At 70.2% G+C, this 20,690-nt stretch carries 23 protein-coding genes and 1 tRNA gene; 9 read left to right on the forward strand and 15 right to left on the reverse strand.

What is annotated here, in order from left to right:
- Window positions 1-18 precede the first annotated feature (18 nt).
- The 9 genes from carB to P0592_RS02610 form a co-directional block, all read right to left on the reverse strand.
- On the reverse strand, window positions 19-3,228 hold the full coding sequence (gene carB / locus P0592_RS02570; RefSeq protein WP_276272703.1) for a carbamoyl-phosphate synthase large subunit: 3,210 nt from the start codon (window positions 3,226-3,228) through the stop codon (window positions 19-21).
- 194 nt (window positions 3,229-3,422) lie between these two features.
- Window positions 3,423-3,653, reverse strand: coding sequence for a hypothetical protein (locus tag P0592_RS02575; RefSeq protein ID WP_276272704.1), 231 nt, complete (start codon window positions 3,651-3,653; stop codon window positions 3,423-3,425).
- A 165-nt stretch (window positions 3,654-3,818) separates the two neighbouring features.
- Window positions 3,819-4,562 (reverse strand): DUF7537 family lipoprotein, encoded by a 744-nt coding sequence (locus P0592_RS02580; RefSeq protein WP_276272705.1) that lies wholly within the window; start codon window positions 4,560-4,562, stop codon window positions 3,819-3,821.
- A 205-nt stretch (window positions 4,563-4,767) separates the two neighbouring features.
- Window positions 4,768-5,304 carry a DUF5815 family protein gene (locus P0592_RS02585; RefSeq protein ID WP_276272706.1) on the reverse strand — a complete coding sequence of 179 codons (537 nt, stop codon included), beginning with the start codon at window positions 5,302-5,304 and terminating at the stop codon, window positions 4,768-4,770.
- 58 nt (window positions 5,305-5,362) lie between these two features.
- Window positions 5,363-6,124, reverse strand: coding sequence for a DUF7847 domain-containing protein (locus P0592_RS02590; RefSeq protein ID WP_276272707.1), 762 nt, complete (start codon window positions 6,122-6,124; stop codon window positions 5,363-5,365).
- A 99-nt stretch (window positions 6,125-6,223) separates the two neighbouring features.
- Window positions 6,224-6,382 (reverse strand): hypothetical protein, encoded by a 159-nt coding sequence (locus P0592_RS02595; protein WP_276272708.1) that lies wholly within the window; start codon window positions 6,380-6,382, stop codon window positions 6,224-6,226.
- A 39-nt stretch (window positions 6,383-6,421) separates the two neighbouring features.
- The gene (locus P0592_RS02600; RefSeq protein WP_276272709.1) at window positions 6,422-6,844 is read right to left on the reverse strand and encodes a DUF7124 domain-containing protein; all 423 of its coding nucleotides are present in this window, start codon (window positions 6,842-6,844) and stop codon (window positions 6,422-6,424) included.
- A 43-nt stretch (window positions 6,845-6,887) separates the two neighbouring features.
- Window positions 6,888-7,130, reverse strand: coding sequence for a hypothetical protein (locus P0592_RS02605; protein ID WP_276272710.1), 243 nt, complete (start codon window positions 7,128-7,130; stop codon window positions 6,888-6,890).
- Between the two features lie 50 nt (window positions 7,131-7,180).
- The gene (locus tag P0592_RS02610; RefSeq protein ID WP_276272711.1) at window positions 7,181-8,431 is read right to left on the reverse strand and encodes an NAD(P)/FAD-dependent oxidoreductase; all 1,251 of its coding nucleotides are present in this window, start codon (window positions 8,429-8,431) and stop codon (window positions 7,181-7,183) included.
- A 129-nt stretch (window positions 8,432-8,560) separates the two neighbouring features.
- Between P0592_RS02610 and P0592_RS02615 the strand changes: the two genes are divergently transcribed.
- A complete protein-coding gene (locus P0592_RS02615; protein ID WP_276272712.1) occupies window positions 8,561-9,151 on the forward strand; it encodes a DUF6149 family protein in 591 nt (196 codons plus the stop codon).
- A 27-nt stretch (window positions 9,152-9,178) separates the two neighbouring features.
- Here the strand turns inward: P0592_RS02615 and P0592_RS02620 are convergent, their stop codons facing one another.
- Window positions 9,179-9,799, reverse strand: a complete 621-nt coding sequence (locus P0592_RS02620) for a hypothetical protein (RefSeq protein WP_276272713.1) — start codon at window positions 9,797-9,799, stop codon at window positions 9,179-9,181.
- Between the two features lie 88 nt (window positions 9,800-9,887).
- On the opposite strand from P0592_RS02620, the gene P0592_RS02625 reads away from it, so the two are divergent.
- Entirely contained in the window at window positions 9,888-10,070 is a 183-nt protein-coding gene (locus P0592_RS02625) for a DUF8029 family protein (protein WP_276272714.1), read from the forward strand.
- A 3-nt stretch (window positions 10,071-10,073) separates the two neighbouring features.
- On the opposite strand, the gene trpG is transcribed toward P0592_RS02625, so the two are convergent.
- From trpG to trpD, 4 genes are read right to left on the reverse strand one after another with little or no spacing between them, the layout of a single operon-like run.
- On the reverse strand, window positions 10,074-10,700 hold the full coding sequence (trpG, locus tag P0592_RS02630) for an anthranilate synthase component II (protein WP_276272715.1): 627 nt from the start codon (window positions 10,698-10,700) through the stop codon (window positions 10,074-10,076).
- On the reverse strand, window positions 10,697-12,328 hold the full coding sequence (gene trpE, locus P0592_RS02635) for an anthranilate synthase component I (RefSeq protein WP_276272716.1): 1,632 nt from the start codon (window positions 12,326-12,328) through the stop codon (window positions 10,697-10,699). The genes trpG and trpE overlap by 4 nt, the downstream gene beginning before the upstream one ends.
- Window positions 12,325-12,966 carry a phosphoribosylanthranilate isomerase gene (locus P0592_RS02640; RefSeq protein WP_276272717.1) on the reverse strand — a complete coding sequence of 214 codons (642 nt, stop codon included), beginning with the start codon at window positions 12,964-12,966 and terminating at the stop codon, window positions 12,325-12,327. Before P0592_RS02640 ends, trpE begins: the two co-directional genes overlap by 4 nt.
- Window positions 12,963-13,958 carry an anthranilate phosphoribosyltransferase gene (gene trpD / locus P0592_RS02645; protein WP_276272718.1) on the reverse strand — a complete coding sequence of 332 codons (996 nt, stop codon included), beginning with the start codon at window positions 13,956-13,958 and terminating at the stop codon, window positions 12,963-12,965. The genes P0592_RS02640 and trpD overlap by 4 nt, the downstream gene beginning before the upstream one ends.
- A gap of 161 nt (window positions 13,959-14,119) precedes the next feature.
- Here trpD and P0592_RS02650 point away from each other — a divergent pair.
- From P0592_RS02650 to P0592_RS02675, 6 genes are all read left to right on the forward strand, one after another.
- A tRNA-Val gene (locus P0592_RS02650) sits at window positions 14,120-14,194 on the forward strand.
- A 217-nt stretch (window positions 14,195-14,411) separates the two neighbouring features.
- Window positions 14,412-15,362 carry a hypothetical protein gene (locus P0592_RS02655; protein WP_276272719.1) on the forward strand — a complete coding sequence of 317 codons (951 nt, stop codon included), beginning with the start codon at window positions 14,412-14,414 and terminating at the stop codon, window positions 15,360-15,362.
- A gap of 202 nt (window positions 15,363-15,564) precedes the next feature.
- On the forward strand, window positions 15,565-17,412 hold the full coding sequence (locus tag P0592_RS02660) for a hypothetical protein (protein WP_276272720.1): 1,848 nt from the start codon (window positions 15,565-15,567) through the stop codon (window positions 17,410-17,412).
- 45 nt (window positions 17,413-17,457) lie between these two features.
- Window positions 17,458-17,736, forward strand: coding sequence for a 4a-hydroxytetrahydrobiopterin dehydratase (locus tag P0592_RS02665; RefSeq protein ID WP_276272721.1), 279 nt, complete (start codon window positions 17,458-17,460; stop codon window positions 17,734-17,736).
- Entirely contained in the window at window positions 17,733-18,137 is a 405-nt protein-coding gene (gene lwrS / locus P0592_RS02670) for an LWR-salt protein (RefSeq protein ID WP_419181124.1), read from the forward strand. Before P0592_RS02665 ends, lwrS begins: the two co-directional genes overlap by 4 nt.
- 84 nt (window positions 18,138-18,221) lie before the next feature.
- Entirely contained in the window at window positions 18,222-18,851 is a 630-nt protein-coding gene (locus P0592_RS02675; protein WP_276272723.1) for an HAD family hydrolase, read from the forward strand.
- Here the strand turns inward: P0592_RS02675 and P0592_RS02680 are convergent.
- Window positions 18,848-19,777: a molybdopterin-binding protein gene (locus P0592_RS02680; RefSeq protein WP_276272724.1), complete on the reverse strand. Its 930-nt coding sequence runs from the start codon at window positions 19,775-19,777 to the stop codon at window positions 18,848-18,850. The genes P0592_RS02675 and P0592_RS02680 overlap by 4 nt on opposite strands.
- Window positions 19,778-19,871: 94 nt before the next feature.
- On the opposite strand from P0592_RS02680, the gene P0592_RS02685 reads away from it, so the two are divergent.
- Window positions 19,872-20,648 carry a GIDE domain-containing protein gene (locus P0592_RS02685; protein ID WP_276272725.1) on the forward strand — a complete coding sequence of 259 codons (777 nt, stop codon included), beginning with the start codon at window positions 19,872-19,874 and terminating at the stop codon, window positions 20,646-20,648.
- Window positions 20,649-20,690 lie beyond the last annotated feature (42 nt).

The following is a 20,690-nucleotide window of genomic DNA, read 5'->3' on the forward strand; positions in this document are numbered from 1 at the left end:
GCGGAGGGCCCGTCGACCCTACTCGCTCCCCCACTCGCGCTGGGTCTTGGGCCGCTCGTCGATGGCCTGGACCGACAGCGGCTGGTCGGCGGCGTTGATGGCCTCCAGGGCCGCCTCTGCGCTCTCCAGCGTCGAGAAGTAGGTGACCGTCTCCTCGACGCAGGCCTCGAGCACGTCCCGGTCACGCGAGATCACGAGGTCGATCTCGCCGTCCTGGATGGCCTGGACGACGGCCTCGGTGTCCGCGTAGTCGTCGAGGTCCTTGGTCTCGAAGTGTTCCTCGAAGCCAAGCACCGGCAGATCGACGAGAGCGGTCCCCTCGAGCGGGATGGGCTTGCCGACGCTCATCTGTGCCTTCTGGTAGGCCTTGCCGAAGGAGCCGGCGGTGCCCATCACCTCGCCCGTGGACTTCATCTCCGGCCCCAGCCGCGGGTCGGAGTCCGGCAGGCGGTCGAACGGGAGGACGACCTCCTTGACCGAGACCTGGTCGGGGATGTGCTCCTCGGCGTCCAGCTCGTCCAGCGACGCGCCGGCCATCACCTGCGCCGCGAGCTTCGCGATTGGGACGCCCGTCGTCTTCGAGATGAACGGGACCGTCCGCGAGGAGCGGGGATTGGCCTCCAGGACGTACACCTCGCCGTCACGCACCGCGAGCTGGACGTTCAGCAGGCCGACCGTCTCCAGGGCCTCGGCGATGTCCTCGACGACCTCGCGGATGCGGGGCATCACGGCCTCGATCTCCTGGGAACGGGGCGGGATCATACACGCCGAGTCTCCGGAGTGGACGCCGGCGGTCTCGACGTGTTCCATCACGCCGCCGATGAGGACGTCGTCCTCGTCGGCGACGGCGTCGACGTCCAGCTCGACGGCGTCGGCGAGGAACTCGTCGACGAGGATCGGCTTGTCCGGGGAGACGCGGACGGCCTCCTCGATGTAGGTCTCTAAGTCCTCGTCGTTGTAGACGACGTCCATCGCACGACCACCGAGGACGTAGCTCGGGCGGACCAGCACGGGGTAGCCGATCTCGTGGGCCAGCTCCAGGGCCTCCTCCTTGCTGGTCGCGGAACCGCCCTCGGCCTGTGCGATCCCGAGGTCCGCCATCAGCCTGTTGAAGCGGTCGCGGTCTTCGGCGAGGTCCATCGCCTCGACGCTGGTCCCGAGGATCTCACAGTCGAGGTCACGCCGGTCGAGTTCGTCCTCCAGGGGCTCGCCGATGTCGACGGAGGTCTGACCGCCGAACTGGACCATCACGCCGTCGGCGTCGGTGGACTCGACGACGTCGGCGACCTCCTCGGCCGTGATCGGCTCGAAGAAGAGCCCGTCGGAGGTGTCGTAGTCCGTCGACACCGTCTCGGGGTTGTTGTTGACGATGTGGGCGTCGATGTCGAGCTCCTCCAGAGCCCGCACCGCGTGGACCGAACAGTAGTCGAACTCCACGCCCTGGCCGATGCGGATGGGGCCGCCGCCGACCACGACGACGCTCTCGACGTCGGGGTCGATCTGCAGTTCGTTGCGGTCGATGCCCGAGATCGGGTCCCGCGTCGAGTAGTAGTACGGCGTCGTCGCCTTGAACTCGCCGGCGCAGGTGTCGACCAGCTTGTAGTCGCGGTCGGTCGTCTCGCTCTCGACGTCCTCGACGGCGATCCCGGAGCCGTCGGTGGCGGCCTCGACCGCCTGGCCGTCGCCGTCGTCGGCGTCGAGGGCGGCGGGCAGCCACGAGCGGTGGGTGTCGTTGAACTCGCCGCCGGCCAGCGCGGTGATCTCCTGGTCGGTGAAGCCGGCCTGGGCGGCCGTCTCGAAGTCGCCCTCCATCGCGGCCTGGGCGGCGTCGGCGATCTCGCCGAACCGCTCGACGTACCACTCGTGGATGTCGGTCAGCTCGACGACCTCCTTCGTGGTGTAGCCGCGCATAAACGCCTCGAAGATGGCGTAGGGACGGTCGGGGCTGGGGCGTTCGAGGTACGCCGACTCGAGCTCGTCGTCGTCGACCTCGTCGAAGTCGACGGCGGGGTCGTACTCCGAGGAGCGCAGCGCCTTCAGCATCGACTCGGGGAAGGTCCGACCGATGGACATCGCCTCGCCGGTCGACTTCATCGCCGTCGAGAGCTCGAACTCCGTGTCGGTGAACTTGTCGATGGGCCAGCGGGGCACCTTCGTCACGACGTAGTCGATCGCGGGCTCGAAGGCGGCGGTCGTCTCGCCGGTGATCTCGTTGTCGATCTCGTGGAGGCGCTTGCCGAGGGCGACCTTCGCGGTGACGCGGGCGATGGGGTAGCCCGTCGCCTTCGAGGCCAGCGCCGAGGAGCGGGAGACGCGGGGGTTGACCTCGACGACCCTGTACTCGCCGCCCGGCGTCCCGTCGTCGCGCCAGGCGTGCTGGATGTTACAGCCGCCCTCGATGCCGAGCTCGCGGATGACCTTCAGCGCGGAGTCGCGCATCTCCTGGTGGCCCTCGTCGGGGATGACCTGCGAGGGCGTCACGACCGTCGACTCCCCGGTGTGGATGCCCATCGGGTCGATGTTCTCCATGTTGCAGATGATGATACAGGAGTCGTCGGCGTCCCGCATCACCTCGTACTCGAGCTCGACCCAGCCGTCGATGGACTCGGTGATCATCACCTCGTTGTTCCGGGAGAGGCGCAGCCCCTTCCGGACGCGCTCTTTGAGTTCGTCCATCTCGTCGACGACGCCCGAACCCTGTCCGCCCAGCGTGTAGGTGGTCCGCATGATGACCGGGAGGCCGCCGACCTCGTCGACGGCGTCCTCGACCTCGTCGACGCTGTTGATGGTGACCGAGCGCGGGACGGGCTCGCCGATCTCCTCCATCCGCTCGCGGAAGAGGTCGCGGTCCTCGGTCGCGTAGATGGTGTCAAGCGGCGTGCCCATCACCTCGACGTCGTGTTCCTCGAGGACGCCCTCCTCGGCGAGCTCGGCGGTGACGTTCAGCCCGGTCTGGCCGCCCAGGCCGGCGATGACGCCGTCGGGCTGTTCCTTCCGGATGATCTCGCTGATGGCCTCGGTGTTGATGGGTTCGAGGTACACCTTGTCGGCCATCTCCGGGTCGGTCATGATGGTCGCCGGGTTGGAGTTGACCAGTACGACGCGTGCGCCCTCCTCCTGGAGCGCCCGACAGGCCTGTGCGCCGGAGTAGTCGAACTCGGCGGCCTGTCCGATCTTGATGGGGCCGCTCCCGATGAGCAGGATCGTGCGGTCTTCCTCGGCTGTCATTGTCCGACCGGAGTCTACACATCGTAATAAGCCCGGCGAAAAGATACGAGTCTCGAAGTCGGATTTCGAATATCGTAATGCGACGGGTTCACACGGGGGAGTGTCCCACCCGCGATCGCTCACCGACGGCTGTCCGTCCGGTCCTGCTCGACCGCGCGACGGCGTGGTGTCGGACCGGAAGGTCGGTGCCGCGATCAGTTGTCGCCGTCGGAGAGGCGGTAGCGGTACGGCTGGTCCTGGATGACCTCGACCTCGCCGGTCTGGGCGCGACGACCCAGTACCGTCGCGACGCGGTGGGCGCTGTCGAACTCCTCGTCGTGTTCCTCCAGCACGCGGAGGATCTCGCGTGCGGTCATCGGCCCGTCGGCGTCGGCGTCGTCGAGCACGGCGCGGATGCGCTCGAACTCGCCGTGGCGGATGGCCATACCTGTCTTCAGTACCCCAAACCTCATATAACACCGTCAGACAGCCGTCAGACGGCGTTTCTCGGGAAATCACCGGACTGCGCGGTGTCCGCCGGTCGTCACCGACTGTCATACGTCATCGCCGCCCGGTCTCCCGAATCGTCCGCCGTCTATATAGCCGTCGCCTCAGTCGACGGGGGTCGCGGTCGGCGTGACGGCCGATGCGTTGCCCCACTGTTCGTCGACCCACGCGGGACGCTCGACGCTCGTCTCGCCGACGGCCGAGTACCGAAACCGGTAGCTGATCGAGACGTCACGGGTCTCGTCCCGGAACGCGAGCGTGAACGACCGGACAAGCCCCGCGGGCGTCACCGACAGGCCGACCGTGTAGTTCTCCAGTCCCGCCGCGTCCGCGGGTGGCCGTGCGACCGTCACCGCCACCCCACCCTCGCGTTCGCCGACCTGCGCCGGACCGGTCGGGAGGTACGCCTCGATCAGCCGCCCGGTGATGCGACCGAAGCCGTCGGTCCCGTCGGTCGGCCCCTCGTACTCGTACCTGACGCCGAGGGGCCGCTGCTCGCGGCGGTACTCCGCCCGCCCGTCAGAGAACACCGTCTGGCTGTACCGCTCGCCGAACCGCTCCCCGCGGTACCGGAACCGGCCGTCCCGACCGACCCGGAGGGCGAACCGACGCTCGCGGTCGCCCACCCGTTCGACGAGGGTCAGCGTGTAGGTGGTGTCCGCGAGCGCGGCCTCGTGTGCGCTCGCGAGGGCGGTCGGACTGACGACCCCGTCCGTGGTGACGCCGGGCGCGACGGTCCGGGTCTCCGGCACCGGCGCGGGCGTGACCGTCGCCCGGTCCCCGGCCGCGAACCCGCCACACCCCGCCAGCAGGAGGCAGGCGACGACGGTGACGGCGCGGCGGTCCATACCGGACAGTCGGACCAGAGCGAGAAGAGCGTGCTGCCGGTCGGGCTGGCGTGCCCGGGGCGACTCACACCGCCGAGTCGTGCCGGTCGTCGAAGCGCCGGGAGACGTGTCTCCCGAGGTTTCGCCCGCGTGGTTCGCGGGTCACGTCGTTCCCCGCTCACACCGACGCGCGAAACTCCCGCTGGAACTCCGACTCGGGCACGACTCACACCGCCGAGTCGTGCCGGTCGTCGAAGTTCCGTTCCGCGCGGTACTCCTCGACGAACGCGCCCACGTCGAACTGGAGCATCTGCTCCTCGAACTCCTCCATCACGGCGTCGTCCTCCGCGTGGCTGACGGCGTGTTCCATCAGTTCGACCAGCAGTTCCACGACGATCTCGTGGAGCCGGCGGGAGTCGAAGTCCGTGACCCACGCCATCGAGAAGCCGACCGCGCCGTCCTCGGAGCTGTCGATGGCCGCGACCTTCTCGGGGAACTCCTCCATCACGATGCCCATCAGGTGGGCCGTGGTGAACTCGTCGTGGTCGTCCGTCGGCTCGACGGTCTCGTCGAGCACCTCGACGAGGAACTCCGGCACCCACCGGGCCAGCGGGTGGGCGTCCAGCACGACGGCGTGACGCTCACCGCAGTCGCAGTCGTAGGCACGGATCCCCATGTGGAGGTCGTCGTGGGTGTCGACGACCTCGCCACAGGGGAGTTCGAGCTCGGACTCGCGCCCGCCGGGCACGCGCGGTTCTGCCATTACCCGTTGTAGGCCCGACGCGAGGTTAAAGGCCGCGGTACGCGAGCCGAGCCGCCGCTCACCAGTCCTCGTGTGGGTCGGCCGTCACCTGCCGGTAGGCGTCGGTGACGACGGCGATGCCGAAGACGGCGACGACCTGTCCGAGGACGGTGGTGACGACCGTCGTCAGGGCCGGGGGCAGCGTCACCGGGAGGAACTGCAGCGGCAGCGTCACGACGATGCCGAGGACGAACAGGACGACGACCAGCCCCGTAACCGGGAGCAGGGCGTCCGAGACCAGCCCGACGCTGTTCCGGACCGCGTCCAGGACGCCGCTGTCGTTCAGTGCGACCTCCTGACGGACGAAGGTGAAGAGGACGGCGACGACGATGCCCGGGATGACGAACAGGACGCTGCCGATCAGTAGCGCGCCGACTGTAACGACGGCGGCGAGGACGGCGGTCAGGGCGGTCGAGCCGAAGTCCCGCGTCACCGTCGACGGCAGCGGTGCGGCTGCCCCGCTCGCGAACGCGCGGATGGCGACGACGCGGAGCAGCTCGGTGACGAGAAACAGCACCAGCACGCCCGCGACGGCACCCGCGAGCGGGACGTCGACGGCCAGCCCCGCTTGCTCGGAGACGGCCTGCATCGCCTGTTCGCGTGCCTGTGCGTCACCGGGGAGTGCGGCGAACAGCCGCCGGTAGAACGCGACGGTGAGCGACTGCGTGACGACGGCGTTGACCAGTCCGAAGAGGACGAACGCCGCGACGAACAGCGCGCCGCGTTCGGACAGGAGGTCGTCGACGCCCGACTGGAGGGCGGAACCGATGTCCAGGGACATATTCGGACGCCCGGTCGGCTGTGTGATAAATCCGGCTACTCCGCGAAACTGCCACGCAGCGGCCGCCGTCGTCCGCTCAGGCGCACTCGCTGCCGTCCGTCACTCCTCGACCGTCGTCTCGACGCCGACCGCCACGTCGAGCCCGTCGGTGTCCAGCGTCGCCGTCGCGTCCCGGGGCCGCCGGAGTTCGACCTCGAGTTCCTCGTCGTCGACCGCGACCTCCACCTCGACCTCGAGGTCGAGACTGTCGTCTGTCATACCCTCGACTCGGAGCGCCAGCGAGAAAAGTCCTCCCGCTCAGGGCCAGTCGTCGCGCTCGTCGCCGTCGTCGTCGCTCGTCGTCGCCTCCGGTGGCTGTGGCTCGCCCAGCTCCCAGCCGGCGGCGTCGGCGGCCTGTTCGACCGGGAGGTACTCCCAGCCGGCCGCCTCCGCGAGGTCGGCGTCGTCCCCGTCGGTCCCGACGAAGACGTGCCGGTCGGTGTCGAACTGCTCGCCGACGTTCTCCAGGCTCTCCTCGCGGCCCCGCGGGCCGGAGAAGAAGTCCTGTCTGATGCGGTGCTTGCGCGTGAAGTTGGTGACGACGTACGTCGGCTGGTCGGAGATGACGCCGACGTACTCCGACCACTGCCGAGCGTCGTTGAACACGCTGTCGGGCTCGGCCAGCTCCTTCAGCGCGTCGAGGTCGAACGCGAGGGTCATGTCGCCGCTGCCGCCGTCCATACCCGGAACTCGGCTGTCGCCGGAAAAAAGCGCGTCGCTTTGACTACCGTCGGCGGCGGTCCTCGTCGCTCAGGGTCTCGGCCTGCTCGCGGATCTGTGCCAGTTCGCGGCTCGCCTCCGCACCGGAGGTGTCGCCGTGGCTCCGGTTGACAGACCAGTCCAACAGCGAGCCGGCGAACCCGTCGCCGTCCGCCGTCTCGCGGTCGCGTCCGGTGCCGTCGTCGCCACTCGCGTCGTCGCCGCCGCCCACGACCCGTCCGAGGAACCGCCGGAGTCGCGAGAGCATACGTCGTACTTACCGGGGAAAGCGGAAAAAACCGAGGGTAGGTCGGGGGGTTACTCCGCGGGCGCGGCGGTCTGGGCCTTCACTTCCTCGAGGTCGACCTCCTTCTCCAGCAGCAGCTCCTTCTTGTCCGCGACCTGTCGCTCCTCGCGGATGAGCTGCTTGAACGCGGACTGCTGGGAGAGGTCGCCGATGAGCACGCCGCCGACCAGCTGGCCGTCCTCGAAGGCGAGCCGCCGCCACTCGCTGTCGGAGTACTTCCGCTCGGCCTCGTCGTCGCCCCGGGTCGGGTGACCGAACGAGAGGAACGGGAAGTCGAAGTGCGTGATGGAGTACGAGGAGACCCACCGGAAGGTGTCCTCCTCGGCGTCGGCGACCATATTGGTGCCGGCGACCGACCCCTGCTCCTTGGCCGAGCCCCACGCCCCGTTCTGCGCGCGGTCGTCGAGGATGGTGTCGTAGAACTGCGTGATGTCGCCGGCCGCGTAGACGTCCTCGAGGTTGGTCTGCATGTGCTCGTCGACGACGATGCCGTCGTCGAGTTCGATGCCCGACCCCGCGAGGAACTCCGTGTTGAAGTCCAGCCCGATGGCGACGCCGGCCCAGTCGCCCTCGTAGCGGTTACCGTCCGGGTCGACGGCGGCCGTGATGTGGCCGTCGTCGTCGACCTCGAAGTGGTCGACGCCGGAGTCGAACACCGGCTCGACGCCGTTCTCGCGCAGGGCGTCGTGGATGATCTCCGCCCCGTCCTCCGAGAGCGCGTAGCGCCACCAGCGGTTGCCACGCATCAGGTACTTCGCGTCGACCCCCTGTGCGCCACAGACGGCGGCGAGGTCGATACCCAGCAGGCCCGCGCCGACGATGATGCCCTGATCGGCGTCCTCGGCGTTCTCGGCGATCGAGCGGGCGTCCTGGAACGTCCAGAAGTGATCGACGCCCTCGGCGTCGCTGTGCTCGACGGGCAGCTGGGCGGGCGTACCGCCGGTCGCGACCAGCAGCTTGTCGTACTCGTAGGTGTCGCCCCTGTGGGTGTGGATCTCGTGGGCCTCGGGGTCGACGTCCGTGACGTGTGTGTTGAGCTGGAGGTCGATGTCCCGTTCCTCGTACCACCCGGGTTCGTGGATGGAGATCGGAGCCTCGGGCAGTTTCCCCTTCGCGAACTCCTTGATGAGAATCCGGTTGTACAGCGCTTCCCCCTCGTCGGTGATGACGGTCACGTCAGCGTCCGGGTCCGCTTCCCGAATCGTCTCGGCCGCGGACGCACCCGCGATGCCGTCACCGATAATCACGTGCGACGTGCTCATATCCGGTGGGTAGGCAATCGTGCCTAATGTGGATTGCTATCTGCGTATCGCCGCTGTGAGCCGGGTTCCGGACCCGGTATCGGCCGCCAGCCGGGGTATTGAAGGCGCTCGCGCCCCGACGGATACGCGATGAAGCTCCGTCAGAACGTCAAGCACTTCGCGGCCAAGCAGGCGCTGACCCTCCCCGTCGTCGGACAGGCGGTCAACGACCGGCTGGTCGACCTCCACACGAACGTGTTCGCCGAGAAGGCCGACGAGGCGCGGGCCGACGAGCGCAGACCGCACCTCGACGACTTCTTCGACGCGACGATGGACACCTACGTCGCGGCGCTGGACGCCGGTTTCCCGGAAGCGGAGGCCCGGGAGATCACACACGTCCAGGCCAACTTCGACTTCTACAACCACGGCTGGACGGAGATGATGGAGTTCCCCGCCGACGAACTCGAAGTGCACTACGAGCGATACGACGAGTTCTTCGAGGCACACGGCATCACTATCGACGACCCGCTGGGCGAGTTCAGGCCCGCCGACGGCGTCCGGGAGGCCCCGTCGACGCCCGAGAAGCTCGACGATCCCGACCACCCCCACGCGGAGGGCGGCTTCGCCGACGACGTCTACGTCGAGACCGAGGACGGCGAGGTCGTGGTCGGCGGGCAGGCGGAACCAGACGAGGTCGACGTCGACGAGGCCCCCGGCGTCGACGGTCGCGCCGACGACTGAGGGCGACGGCTCCCCAGCGGGGCACACTCACTCCGCACCGGCGACGATCGCGACGGTCGCCGCCAGCCCCAGTCGCGGCCCGCCGGTGAACGCGCCGACGACGCCGAACGCGTAGTGCCCCGTCGAGAGGGGCAGCGTCACCTCGTGGGGAGCCTCGACGCTGCCGTCCCCGCCGTCCCCGCCGCCGGGACCGAGCGCCCAGGCGAACTCGCCGCCGGGCGCGACGCTCGTCGGCCGGTCCCCGTCGCCCCAGTCGATGACCGTCCAGCGGCCGGGCTCCCGCCGTGCGAGCACCCAGCCGTCGCGGGCGGTGTGGAAGAAGTCGTCCGTCCCGTTTCGGAGGGCGAACCGTGCCCGCGTAGTCGCCTGCCGTGTCGCGGCGACGGCGACCGTCTCGCGGACGGTCCGAAGGCCGACTGTCGGCCCCGTTCGCTCCGCCGGCGGCGTACAGTAGACCCGGTCGACGTCCCGGAAGAGATCGGGACACTCGGGTTCCGGCGTGGCCGTCGCCGTCGGCGTGGCGGTGGGGACCGGTGCCGGTGTCACCCCGTCCCCGCCGGCGTCCCCGACCGAGGTCGACTGTGCCGGGCAGCCGGCCAGGCCGCCGAGGACACCCGCGAGGCCGGCGAGCGCCTCCCTGCGTCGCATAGCCGACGTACGCACTCGCGGGACAAGAGTCCGTGGACCGACTCGGGCAGCCACGAACTATATGTGTGCGTCTCGCGTTGGCCCGGGTATGCTCCCCGTACTGCAGTTCGGCTCGCTCGGGTCGCCGCCGGCGCTGCTGCTCGGCTTGCTCGCGCTCGCGGTGGTCCTGTTCGTCGGCCGGTTCGTGATGAAGTTCGCGTGGAAGCTGGTGTTGATCGCGCTCGTCGTCGTGACGGTGCTGTGGGTCCTGGGCATCCAGGTGGCCCTCTGACCGTCAGACGCCGGCGAGGAAGTTCCGGACGACGTCGTGACCGACGGCGGTCAGCACCGACTCCGGGTGGAACTGCACGGCCTCGATGGGGTACTCGCGGTGGCGCACGCCCATCACCAGTTCGGTCCCGTCGTCGGTGGTGGTCGTCGCCGTCACGTCGAACGACTCGGGCACCTCGCTGGCGATCAGCGAGTGGTAGCGTCCGCCCTGGAACCCCTGTTCCAGCCCTTCGAAGACGCCCTGCCCGTCGTGGTCGATGGGGAAGGCCTTGCCGTGGATCGGTTCGGGCGCGCGCCCGACCGAGCCGCCGTAGGCGTAGACGGCCGCCTCCAGGCCGAGACAGACGCCCAGCGTCGGCACCTCGGGGCTAACCTCCCGGAGGACGTCCATCGTCACGCCCACGTCGCGGTCGTTCTTCGGGTGGCCCGGCCCAGGCGAGACGACGACGGCGTCGGGGTCGAACGCCCGCACCTCGTCGAGCGTCGCCGTGTTCCGGACCACCTCGGTCGCGGCGTGCTCGGAGACGTACTCGACGAGGTTGTAGGTGAACGAGTCGAAGTTGTCGATAAAGAGGACGCGCCGGTCCTCGCCGGCGACGCCGCTCGTGTCCGTCGCCCGCCCGGCGCTCATCGGTCCACCCCCGCGGGGGCCTCGGCCCCGTCCGGCCCGGCGTCGTCGGCCTCGATCCGCTCCAGCGCCGCCAGCACGCCGTCCATCTTCTGCTCGGTCTCGACGTACTCGCTCTCTGGGTCCGAGTCCGCGACGATGCCGGCCCCCGCCTGGACGGTGATCCGGTCGGCGGTCCCGTCGGCGTCGGGCAGCGCCGCGTCGGCCTCGACCGTCGCCGAGCGGATGACGATGGCGAAGTCGGCGTCGCCGCCCCAGTCGACGTAGCCGACGCCGCCGCCGTAGGGGCCGCGCGGCGACCGCTCCAGCTCGTCGATGATCTCCATCGCGCGGATCTTCGGCGCGCCCGAGAGCGTCCCGGCGGGGAAGGTCGCGCGGGCGGCGTCGAAGGCGTCACGATCGGCGGCCAGCGTCCCCGTGACGGTGGACTCGATGTGCTGGACGTGGCTGTACTTCAGGACGTTCATGAACTCCTGGACTCGTACGGAGCCGGCCTCGGCCACTCGGCGCACGTCGTTGCGCGCGAGGTCGACCAGCATCGTGTGTTCGGCCCGCTCCTTCCCGTCTGCGAGCATCTCGCCGGCCAGCCGCCGGTCCTCGACGGGGGAGTTCCCGCGCTGGCAGGTGCCGGCGATGGGGTTCGAGACGACGTGGTCGCCGGCGACCGACACCAGCGTCTCGGGGCTCGCGCCGACGATGTGGAGGTCGTCGTACCCCAGCAGGTACATGTACGGCGAGGGGTTCACCTCGCGCAGCGCCTCGTAGAACCCCAGCGGGTCGACGTCGCCGTACAGCTCGCGGGTCCGCGAGACGACGCCCTGGTAGATGTCCCCCGAGAGGACGTACTCCTTGGCGCGCTCGACGGCGTCCTCGTACTCGTCCTGCGGCCCGGCGACCTCGGCCTCGCGGCGGAAGCCGCCGGTCGCGGGGGTCTCGGCCTCGCGCAGCGCCCGCTCGACGCGGTCGACCTCGGCCAGCAGTTCGTCGTAGCGGGCGTCGGCGTCCTCGCCCTCGCGCAGGACGGGCGTGAAGACGAGTTCGACGCGGTCCTCGAGGTGGTCGAACCGCAGCGTCGCCGTCGAGAGGACGAACTGGGCGTCCGGGAAGCGGGAGTCGGGTCGCTCGAGACCCACCTCGTCCAGCCAGAGGTCGTAGACGGCGTCGTACGAGAGGAAGCCGACCAGCCCCCCTTCGAGGTGCTGGCGGTCCATCTCCGGGAAGTGCCGGCGCTCGACGTCGGGCATCGCCGCCCGCAGGTCGTCGAGCACGTCGCCGCCGTTCGTGCTCACGAGGTCGGCGTAGCGGTCGTCGAACACCTCGACCTCGCTGTCGTCCCCCGTGACCGTCACGACCGCGCGCGGTTCGTAGCCCACGAAGGAGAACCGGGCGTGGCGGTCGTCCGTCTCCGGGGCGAACGCGCCGTCGGGGTCGCTGGAGGCCACCTTCTCGGCGCTCTCCAGCAGGAAGGTGTAGTCGCCCGCCGTCACGTCGGCGGTCCGGCCCGAGAGGGCGGCGTAGGCGTCGAGCGGGTCGACGTCGGCGTCCAGCGTCGCGGCCGCGCGGACGACCACCGGCCGGTCGGCGTCCCCGGCGGCCGCGACGAACGCCTCGCGGTCGACGTCGAGGGTCACACCGCCACCTCCGGGCGAGTCGCCTCGGCGACGAACCGCGCGACGGCGTCGTGATCCTTGACGCCGCCCGACGCCTCCACGCCGCTGGCCACGTCGACGGCGAACGGCCGGACCGTCTCGACGGCCGCGGCGACGTTCCCGGGCGTGAGCCCGCCCGCGAGCACCACGGGCACGTCGACGGCCGCGACCAGGTCGCGGGTCCGTTCCCAGTCGTGGGTCTCGCCGGTGCCGCCGGCCCCCTCGGCGTCGACGGAGTCGACGAGGACGGCGTCGGCGCGGGCCGCGTAGTCGGCGACGGCGTCGCCCTCGGGGTCGACGACGGCGATCACCTGCTGGTCGATCCGCTCGGCGAGCGCGCCCAGTTCCGCCGGCGAGAGCCCGTCGTGGACCTGGACGGCGTCGGGGCCGACAGCCGCGACGCGGTCGACCGCCTCCTCGACCGTCGCCGGCATCGTCACCAGGACGCTGGTCACCAGCGGCGGGACGCCGCCGACGAGCGACGCCGCGGTGGCCTCGTCGACCTCCCGTGGCGTGTCGACGGGGACGCCGTGGACGACCCCGACCGCGTCGGCCCCGGCCGCGACGACGGCGTCGCGGTCCGCGGCGGTCGTCACGCCACACACCTTCGCGCGGGTCATGCCGCGACCAGGTCCTCCAGCTTGGCGGCGGCGTCGCCCGACTCGATGGCCTCCCGAGCCAGCTCGACGCCCGCCTCGTGGCTGTCGGCGACGCCGGCGACGTAGATGGCCGCGCCCGCGTTCGCGAGGATGATGTCCCGCTTGGCCCCGCCGACGCGACCCTCGACGATGCCCCGCAGGTCCTCGGCGTTGGCCTCCGGCGAGCCGCCCGCGACCTCGGCGATGTCCCGCGTCTCCAGCCCCATGTCCTCGGGCGTGATGGTGTACTCGGAGATGGAGTCGCCGGTCACCTCCGCGACGACCGTCTCGCCGTGGATGGCGATCTCGTCGAGGCCGCTGCCGTGGACGACCAGCGCCCGCTCGACCGGCAGGCGGGCGAGCGCCTCCGCGAGGATCGGCACCAGATCGGGGTCGTAGACGCCGACGACCTGCGCGTCCGCGCCGGCGGGGTTGGTCAGCGGGCCGAGGATGTTGAACACGGTCCGCATCCCCAGTTCCTTCCGTGGCCCGATGACGGCCTTCATCGCCGGGTGGAAGACGGGTGCGAGCATGAAGCCGATCCCGTCCTCCTCGATGGTGTCTTCGACGGCCGGCGGCTCGGCCTCGACGTCGACGCCGGCCACTTCCAGGACGTCCGCGCTCCCGGAGGAAGACGACACCGAGTAGTTGCCGTGCTTGGCGACGGGGACGCCCGCACCCGCCGCGACGATGGCGCTCGTCGTCGAGACGTTGATCGTGTCGTAGTCGTCACCCCCGGTCCCGCAGGTGTCGACCAGCCCCTCGCGGTCGGGGTCGATCGTCCGGGCCGCGTCGCGCATCCCCTCCGCGAAGCCCGCGATCTCGGCCTCGGTCTCGCCTTTCGCCCGGAGCGCGGTCAGCAGCGCCCCGATCTGGGCCTCCGTCGCTTCCTCGAAGACGAGCGTCGCGACCTCGCGTGCCTCGTCCTGTGTCAAGTCCTCGCCGTCCGTGACGCGCTCGATGTACTCCTGCATAATATTCACCGATGGGCAATAGCGTGTTGTGATGTACAAATTCGTACACCGACTTAAGCCTATCGGGGACCGTATGTGTCGAACCAACAGACGACGCGCGGCCGGAGATTCGAAACCTTCAATTGTGCCCCCGGGCAACTGGTGAGTGTACGCGACAGCGAGGGTTCGTGGTCTAGGTCGGTTATGACACCTCCTTGACATGGAGGAGGCCGGCGGTTCAAATCCGCCCGAACCCACTACGCTTCTCTCGACGCTCGGCTTCCGGCACTCCACATCCGCTAGCGGTGCTCTGCTGCCAGTTCCGGTCCTCTCAGCCTGGTTCCGGCCGTCGTCGACGCCTCCCGTGACAGTGAGACACGACGACGGCCGAACGGTGCGGTAAGCCGACACAACCTGCTCTGGACGGCGATACGACGTTCATACCAAAGTATTCTCTATACTACATCCAGTGAGATGACAGACACTGACGACAGCGAGCGGACGACACGACGACGCCGTGACGTGCTACGTGCGCTGGGAACCAGCGGTGCGGTGAGCGGACTGTTCGGAGCCGCCGTCGGGAGCGGGAGCGCACGACCGGGACGTGGTCGTGGCCGTGGCGACCGCGGCGGCGGTGGTCCCGACGGCAGGGGCGTCGGCCCGTGCACGTGCGAGTCGGCCTGTCCCGACGGGACCTTCTGCGGGAAGGTCGACGGCGTCCCCGAGCAGGGGGAGACGTACACATTCTCGGAAGACGGCGAGCGCTACAGCGTCACCGTCGAGACCGTCGAGACCGTCGAGGGCGAGGAGAAGGGGTTCTCGTTCTCGTCGTCAGACGACATCGAGCGGGTCTGCATCAAGGGCGGGCCGGAGGTCGCGTCCTACGAGGCCGACGGCTCCAAGGTGTATTACGCCCCGAACAACCCCAACAGCGGGAAGCGCTACCAGATCAGCAACTTCTCGTTCTGCGGGAGCGGGAGCGAGGGCGGATCCACTTACTACCAGATCGACCTGATCGAGGGCGACGTCATCTGTGGGGAAGACCTCAGTATGAACAACAGATACCACGGCCGACTCCTCGCCGTGCTCGCGGTCAACGGAGAGACCGGCGATCACACCCAGAGCAACACGAATCCGAACAACGACTCGTGTGACTGCCTCGACCTCTCCTCGCAACCCATCTCGTACGAGTCGTCGACGCGGACGGCGACGGTGGACTTCGCGGACATCGCCGACGGCGTCCCGAGCGACCAGCGACACGCGCTGGCCGCCTACGAGATCCTCGACCCGGACGCGACGACGTTCGCCGAGGACGAGGCCGACGGTCCCATCGAGCAGCGGCTGGTGGCCTGTGACGTCGTCGACGGGGAAGAGAAGGACACGCTCACCGTCGACCTCGACGACGGTGGGTGCGAGGTCTGCTGAGACGGCCGGTACTCCGGTCCCTTCGCTCGCCGTCATCCCCGTAGTCGCCGCCTAACGCGCCGCTCGCGTCCCGCCGTGAACCGCTCGACGAGGGGCGGGCCGACTCGGCCGGACCACCGGCCGGACGCGGTAGTGCCGCTCGACACCGCCGGCGAGGCGTACAGTGAGCGTAACAATAGCCGTCAGTCACGTGGACCCGTACATGAGCCTCAGTAGCACACAGATCCTCGTGGCGGCCGCCGTCGTCGTGACCGGTGCGGTGGCGGTCGGAGCGACGACGACCCAGCTCGGGTCGTCGCCCGCGGCCGACGAGCCGGTCGCCGCCGACGGGACGAGTGACGCCAGCGAGACGGCCCTGGTCGTCGACTCGACGCTGCACCGCGAGACAGTCCGCTCGACCGACGGGCTCGGCGTCGACGTCACGCTGAGTAGCGAGGGCGACGAAGCGGTGGACAGGTCGGTCTCGATGCTGTTCGACGAGGACGGCGACGGCGTCTACGAGACGACGGTGGCGGAGCGGGCGGTGACCGTCCCCGCGGAGGGGCAGACGACGGTCTCGTTCGACGTCGCGGGCGACGCCGTGTCCCCGGGTACGCTCGGGTTCAGCGTCGTGACCGAGGCGAACCGGACACTCACGACCGGGACGGTCCGCGTGCTCCGGCCGCCGGAACTCTCGCTGTCGGCCGAGCGCCGGTCGGTGACGACGCTGGCCGGGCGCAACGCGACGCTCTCGCTGTCTGCGACGAACGACGGCGACTACGCCGGGACGGAACCGCTGACGGTTCGGTTCGCCGGTCCCGGAGCGGAAAACGACACGGTCGACCGCGTGACCGTCTCCGCCGGCGAGACGCGGTCCGTCGAAGCGACGCTCCCGACGGCCACGCTCGATCCTGGGACCTACGACTACCGGCTGACGCTCGGGAACGCGACGACCACCGGGACCGTCACCGTCCAGCAGCCGGCGACGTTCCGCGTTGCCGACGTCGACGCGGAGCCGGACGTCGTCCGCGGGACGGCGGCGACGACGAACGTGTCGGTCCGGAACACGGGCGACGTGAGCAGCAGTGCCGTCGTCACGTACGCGGGGCCGACGACCACCGTGAACCGGACGGTCGAGCTGGGTGGCAACGAGACGACGAGGCTGACCTACCGGACGAACACCACGTCGCTCGCCCGCGGGAACTACACCCGCCGCGTCGACACGCCCGACGACGGGGCGAACGCGACGCTCCGGGTGCGGGACAGCGAGTTCGTCGTCCGGAACCTCCGCGGCGTCGAGACGATCTCGATCGGCGAACCGATGGTGTTCAGGGCCACGGTGAAAAACACGGGGGACGCGAACGGCACCGAGCGCGTCGAGCTGTGGATGGACCTCGACGGTGACGACCGACCGGAGCCACACGGGATCGGCGAGCGCGTGTCGCTCGCGCCCGGCGAGACCCGGACGGTCGTCTTCGAACCCGACTACACGGACGACAGCAATCCGCTCAACCGGGACCTCGAAACGAAGTTCGTCCCGTTCGAGCTCGGGACGTTCGTCTACGGCGTCTACACCGACGACAGCAACCAGACCGGCGTCTTCGTGGTCGAGCAGCGGAACGCCGACGGCGGAGCCGACGGGGCCTCGGACGACGGGGGCTCGGACGACGGGACGACCGGAGCGACCCTCGACGAGATCACCGTCGAGAAGTACGGCATCTACTACGAACGCCTCAGCGCGGAGACGAGACGACAGATCGACGAGATCCACGCGCGCCAGCCGTTCGCGGACGGGCTCGTCATCACGGAGGTGCGGACCCGGGAGGAGATCGCCCGGCAGAAGTACGGGCTCGACGTCAAGCGTGGCGACAAGTTCGACTTCCACGGGCTCCCGATGGAGTACCAGCAGCGGATCGAGGCCGACTTCGACGCGCAGTTCCAGTCCGACAGGGGCGACAGGGTCGAGTCCTACGACGAGATCGCACGGGCTGAGTACGGCACCGAGTACGAGAACCTCTCGGCGGCGCGGCAGGCCGCGGTCGAGGAGGCCTACGACGAGCAGTTCGACTGACGGACCGACCCAACTGTTTTGCGCCCGGCCGCCCTCCCCTCCCGTATGACGGACCTGCTATCCGACGCGGAGATCGCGGAGCGCGTCCCCGACGGCTGGGAGCGCGACGGGGACGAGATCGTCCGGACGTACGAGTTCGACGCCTACCTCGACGCCGCGGGCTTCCTGGGGGCCGCGGCGGGCGTCGCCGAGGACGCCTTCCACCACCCGGAGATGACGATCACCTGGGGGGAGGTCGAGGTCCGTCTCACGACCCACGACGCCGGCGGCATCACGGAGAAAGACATCGACCTGGCCGAGCGGTTCGACGGCATCTACGACTGACCGTGCAGCCGGCCGCGCCCGCCGACGCACCGGCCCACTACGTCTTCGGGGTCACGTTCCGGCTGGCCCCCGAGCGCGGTGTCACGGTGGACCCGGACCGCTTCGAGACGACGCTGTACCGCGCGGCCGACCCGCCGGGGGAGGACGGCTGGCTGTTCTTCCGCGACAACCTCTGGCGAGGGAAGCTGGCCGACGAGGCGGAGTTCCGACGGCTGGCCGGGGACGCGCTGGGCGTGCCGGTCGAGTCGGCGTCGTTCAGCGAACTCCGGACGACGCCCGGCCACCTCGACGACCTGAAGGCGGCCATCGCCGACGACCTCGGGGCGTTCAACGCCGACGACGTGACCGAGGTGCTGTCGAAGTACCTGGGCTCCTCGATCCGGGTCGTCGACGCGGAGTGAGCTCACCGACGCGGTATCCCCTCTCTAGGCCCGCGTTATGGACAGAAAGACTATACGGCGCTCGCGCCTACCGTTGTCTCCCCTATGGCCCGTGACTACGACTTCTGGCTGTTCGACCTCGACGGCACGCTCGTCGACGTCGACCCGTCGTACCCCGTCGACGTGATGACGCGAGTCGGCGACAGGCTCGGTCACGGGTTCACCGACGAGGAGTCGCTGACGCTGTGGTACGGCCAGGGCGACGCCCGCCGGTCGGTGCTGTCCGACCGCGGCGTCGATCCCGAGCGGTTCTGGTCGGTGTTCCACGAGGAGGAGGACCCCCAGGCACGGGCCGCGGCGACGTACCTCTACGACGACGCCGAGCGGTTCGTCGCCGCCCGCGAGGAACCGGTCGGGCTGGTCACGCACTGCCAGGACTACCTCACCGCGCCGGTGCTCTCACACCTGGGCATCGACGACTGGTTCGACGCCGTGGTCTGCTGTGACGACGACGTCGGCTGGAAGCCCGACCCCGAGCCCGTCCACCGGGCGATGCGTGACATCGGCGTGGCTCGCGACGGTCCCGCCGGCGCGCTGGTCGGCGACAACCCCGGCGACATCGGCGCGGCCCGGAACGCGGGCCTGGACGGCATCCACATCCAGCGGGAGTCCGTCCTCGCCCGGGACCGCTGCGTGCGTGGCGACCGGCGGGTCACCTCGCTGTTGGACCTCTAGGGGAGGTAGTCCCAGTCCTCGACGGTCCCCTGCTCGCCGGCCGCGGGACCGGTCTCGCCGACCGGCACCGGGAGCCAGCCGTCGGCCGCGGTCGCCGTCCCGAGGTCGGTCCCCGACAGCGGCGTCGCGGCGTCGGGGGCCAACTCGACCGGGACGAACGCGTCCGCCTCGGGGTCGGTCTCGACGTCGCCGACCAGCGTCGTCGTCCGACTCGGGTGATCGCGCAGGGGCGCGCCGCTGAAGGACTTCAGCAGCGGGCGGAGCAACTGGACGGCCCCGACGCGGGCCGCCATCGGCGACTCCGGGAACAGCAGCACCGGGCGGTCCCGGACGACGGCGAGGCCGATCTCCCGGCCGGGCGAGACGGCCACGCGGTCGGCGAAGAGGTCGCCCAGCTCCCGCACCACCTCGCGGACGGCGTCGCCCGGTTCCGTCCCGGTGACGACCACCACGTCCCGGGTGAGATCGCGCTGGACCGCCATCCGTAAGGCGGGCGCGTCGTCGGCGACCACGTCGCGGTACGTGACCTTCCCGCCCCAGCGGTCGGCGTACTGCGAGAGCGTGAACCCCGCCGTCTCGACGCGCTCGCCGGCGGCGGCCCCGCGCTGGACGAGTTCGTCCCCGGTCGGCACGATCCCCACCTGCGGGCGCTGGCGGACGAGCAGTTCGTCGACGCCGGCGGCCTTGAGCAGCCCCACGTCGGCCGGCCGGACCTGCCGTCCGGACTCGAACACGGGGTCGCCGGGAGCGACGTCGGCGTCGGGGACCGCCTCGCGGGCGCTGGCGTCCGTCGCCAGCACGCGGCCCGTGGCGACCGACAGCGGGACCCGGTCGGTGCGGTCGACCGGCACGGCGTAGCTCCCCAGCTGGCGGCGGGCGGTCTCCAGACTGCACTCGTCGGTGTCTCGCGGCGCGGCCCCAGCCATACCCTGGCTTGGTGGCGCGTGACAAAAAGCGCCCCGAGTCCCGGCTCGACCGCGTCCCGAAATCCGTATGCGTTCGTCCCGCGACACCGCCGGTATGGTCCTCGTCGAACTGGTCGGCGTCGCCGCGCTGGCGGTCGGCGGCTACCTCTGTCACGCCGGCTGGCGCGAGCTCCGGACGGTGTATCACGTCCTGCGTGGCGATCCCCACCCGGTCCGCGAACTCGACGGCTACACCGGCCCGGTCGAGGTCGAGGGCACCGCCGCGGCCGACGAGGCCGGCACCGTCACCGCGCCGTTCACCGGCAGCGAGTGTCTCGCCTACACCTACGAGGTCGCGGAGCTGCGCTCCTCCGGGAAGAGTTCGAGCTGGCACACGCTCGACGAGGGGGCCGCCGGCGTCGACTTCCTCGTCGACGACGGCACCGGCCGGGTCCGGGTCGATCCCGACGGTGCCGACCTGCGGCTCGGCGAGCACAGCGTCCGCGTCTCGCCGGGGACGGAGCTGCCGGACCGCCTCGCCGAGTACGTCGCGGCGACCGACGCCGTCGACGAGCAGGACCGGACCGTGAACCTCCTCGTGACCGAACTGCACGTCGGGAACGAACAGCGGTTCACCGAGCGCCGCCTCGACGTCGGCGAGTCGGTGTACGTCTACGGCCAGGCCCGCCGCGGGGACGCCCCGGACTGGGGGAGCGACCGCGTCGACGCCGTCCTCGGGGCCGGCCCGGGCGCGCCGGTGTTCGTCGTCTCCGACACCGGCGAGCGGGCCACGGCGTGGCGCTTCGCCAGGGCGGGGCTCTGGCGCGCCGGACTCGGTGCGGTCGTCCTCCTGCTGGCCCTCCTCGGCCTCGCCTCGCTCCTGCTTTCCTGACCGCTACCGCCGGGTTTACCACGCCGCACACCCTAGCTGCGG

Origin of the sequence: Haloarcula litorea (genome assembly GCF_029338195.1) — an archaeon.
Taxonomy (GTDB): Archaea; Halobacteriota; Halobacteria; order Halobacteriales; family Haloarculaceae; genus Haloarcula; species Haloarcula litorea.

Excerpts from the sequence above, each read along its gene's own strand:
- P0592_RS02660 (WP_276272720.1), top strand. The coding sequence starts at position 15,565 with ATGAGCCTCAGTAGCACACAGATCCTCGTGGCGGCCGCCGTCGTCGTG.
- P0592_RS02580 (WP_276272705.1), bottom strand. The coding sequence starts at position 4,562 with ATGGACCGCCGCGCCGTCACCGTCGTCGCCTGCCTCCTGCTGGCGGGG.
- trpD (WP_276272718.1), bottom strand. The coding sequence starts at position 13,958 with ATGCAGGAGTACATCGAGCGCGTCACGGACGGCGAGGACTTGACACAG.
- P0592_RS02640 (WP_276272717.1), bottom strand. The coding sequence starts at position 12,966 with ATGACCCGCGCGAAGGTGTGTGGCGTGACGACCGCCGCGGACCGCGAC.
- P0592_RS02605 (WP_276272710.1), bottom strand. The coding sequence starts at position 7,130 with ATGCTCTCGCGACTCCGGCGGTTCCTCGGACGGGTCGTGGGCGGCGGC.
- carB (WP_276272703.1), bottom strand. The coding sequence starts at position 3,228 with ATGACAGCCGAGGAAGACCGCACGATCCTGCTCATCGGGAGCGGCCCC.
- P0592_RS02590 (WP_276272707.1), bottom strand. The coding sequence starts at position 6,124 with ATGTCCCTGGACATCGGTTCCGCCCTCCAGTCGGGCGTCGACGACCTC.
- P0592_RS02655 (WP_276272719.1), top strand. The coding sequence starts at position 14,412 with ATGACAGACACTGACGACAGCGAGCGGACGACACGACGACGCCGTGAC.
- P0592_RS02665 (WP_276272721.1), top strand. The coding sequence starts at position 17,458 with ATGACGGACCTGCTATCCGACGCGGAGATCGCGGAGCGCGTCCCCGAC.
- trpG (WP_276272715.1), bottom strand. The coding sequence starts at position 10,700 with ATGAGCGCCGGGCGGGCGACGGACACGAGCGGCGTCGCCGGCGAGGAC.
- P0592_RS02600 (WP_276272709.1), bottom strand. The coding sequence starts at position 6,844 with ATGGACGGCGGCAGCGGCGACATGACCCTCGCGTTCGACCTCGACGCG.
- P0592_RS02620 (WP_276272713.1), bottom strand. The coding sequence starts at position 9,799 with ATGCGACGCAGGGAGGCGCTCGCCGGCCTCGCGGGTGTCCTCGGCGGC.
- P0592_RS02615 (WP_276272712.1), top strand. The coding sequence starts at position 8,561 with ATGAAGCTCCGTCAGAACGTCAAGCACTTCGCGGCCAAGCAGGCGCTG.
- P0592_RS02585 (WP_276272706.1), bottom strand. The coding sequence starts at position 5,304 with ATGGCAGAACCGCGCGTGCCCGGCGGGCGCGAGTCCGAGCTCGAACTC.
- P0592_RS02685 (WP_276272725.1), top strand. The coding sequence starts at position 19,872 with ATGGTCCTCGTCGAACTGGTCGGCGTCGCCGCGCTGGCGGTCGGCGGC.
- P0592_RS02675 (WP_276272723.1), top strand. The coding sequence starts at position 18,222 with ATGGCCCGTGACTACGACTTCTGGCTGTTCGACCTCGACGGCACGCTC.
- P0592_RS02595 (WP_276272708.1), bottom strand. The coding sequence starts at position 6,382 with ATGACAGACGACAGTCTCGACCTCGAGGTCGAGGTGGAGGTCGCGGTC.
- P0592_RS02625 (WP_276272714.1), top strand. The coding sequence starts at position 9,888 with ATGCTCCCCGTACTGCAGTTCGGCTCGCTCGGGTCGCCGCCGGCGCTG.
- P0592_RS02575 (WP_276272704.1), bottom strand. The coding sequence starts at position 3,653 with ATGGCCATCCGCCACGGCGAGTTCGAGCGCATCCGCGCCGTGCTCGAC.
- P0592_RS02610 (WP_276272711.1), bottom strand. The coding sequence starts at position 8,431 with ATGAGCACGTCGCACGTGATTATCGGTGACGGCATCGCGGGTGCGTCC.
- P0592_RS02680 (WP_276272724.1), bottom strand. The coding sequence starts at position 19,777 with ATGGCTGGGGCCGCGCCGCGAGACACCGACGAGTGCAGTCTGGAGACC.